The sequence below is a fragment of the Cyclobacterium lianum genome, from assembly GCF_900143075.1.
Lineage (GTDB): Bacteria > Bacteroidota > Bacteroidia > Cytophagales > Cyclobacteriaceae > Cyclobacterium > Cyclobacterium lianum.
In genome coordinates, this window is the sequence record NZ_FRCY01000022.1 from 1 (window position 1) to 1,133 (window position 1,133).

General features: G+C 52.2%; 1 protein-coding gene. It reads right to left on the bottom strand.

Annotation, left to right across the window (positions count from 1 at the left end; all coding sequences use genetic code 11):
* A partial coding sequence (locus tag BUB19_RS22505) for an MBG-2 domain-containing protein (protein WP_178371562.1) occupies positions 1 to 1,133 on the bottom strand: 1,133 nt, incomplete at both ends.

Sequence of the window (1,133 nt, forward strand, 5' to 3'; positions counted from 1 at the left end):
ACCGGATAGCTGCCTACGCCTGAACTTGCAGTCGCTGTGGTGTTGATGGCTGGCTTATCGCTGACTCCCGTATCTCCATTGACCAGGCCGGTATAGGTGAAGGTCAATTCTGGGTTCGCTTCACCGTACACCTTGGACTTGTCGTCTGCAGTGATCGTTAATGCCGCCTGGGTAACTTCCAGGTCACCGGCTACCAGCGTGATCGCGTAGTTATCATCAGAACCGCCGGTTAAGGTAACCGGATAAGTACCTACGTCTGAGCTTGCTGTGGCAGTGGTGCTGATCGCAGGTTCAGTGCTGACTTCCTTATCTCCATTGACCAGACCGGTATAGGTGAATGTCAGAGCTGGGTTCACTTCGCCGTATACTTTGGACTTGTCGTCTACTGTGATCGTCAAAGCGGCTTGCGTCACTTCCAGTTCTCCGGCTACAAGCTTGATAGCATAGTTATCGTCGGAACCACCGGTTAAGGTAACCGGATAAGTACCTACGTTGGAATTTGCTGTAGCCGTCGTGCTGATGGCTGGCTTATCGCTGACTTCGGTATCCCCATTGACCAGACCGGTGTAGCTAAAGGTGAGAGCCGGGGTTTTCTCGCCGTACACTTTGGACTTGTCGTCTGCTGTTATGGTCAAAGCTGCTGGTGTCACTTCCAGTTCACCCGCTACCAGCTTGATAGCATAGTTATCGTCAGAACCACCGTTTAAGGTAACGGGATAAGATCCCACAATTGAACTCGCTGTAGCCGTCGTGCTGATGGCTGGTTCTTTGCTGACTTCTGTATCCCCGTTGACCAGACCGGTATAAGTGAAGGTCAAGGCCGGATTCTCCTCACCATATACTTTGGATTTGTCGTCTGCTGTGATCGTCAAAGCGGCTTGCGTCACTTCTAGCTCGCCGGCTACCAGCTTGATAGCATAGTTATCGTCCGAGCCTCCGGTTAAGGTGACGGGATAGGTACCTACTTTTGAGCTGGCTGTGGCCGTCGTGCTGATGGCTGGTTTATCGCTGACTTCCGTATCTCCATTGACCAGACCGGTATAGGTGAAGGTCAGGCCTGGGTTTTCTTCCCCATACACTTTGGACTTGTCATCTGCCGTGATCGTCAGAGCCGCTTGCGTAACTTCCAGTTC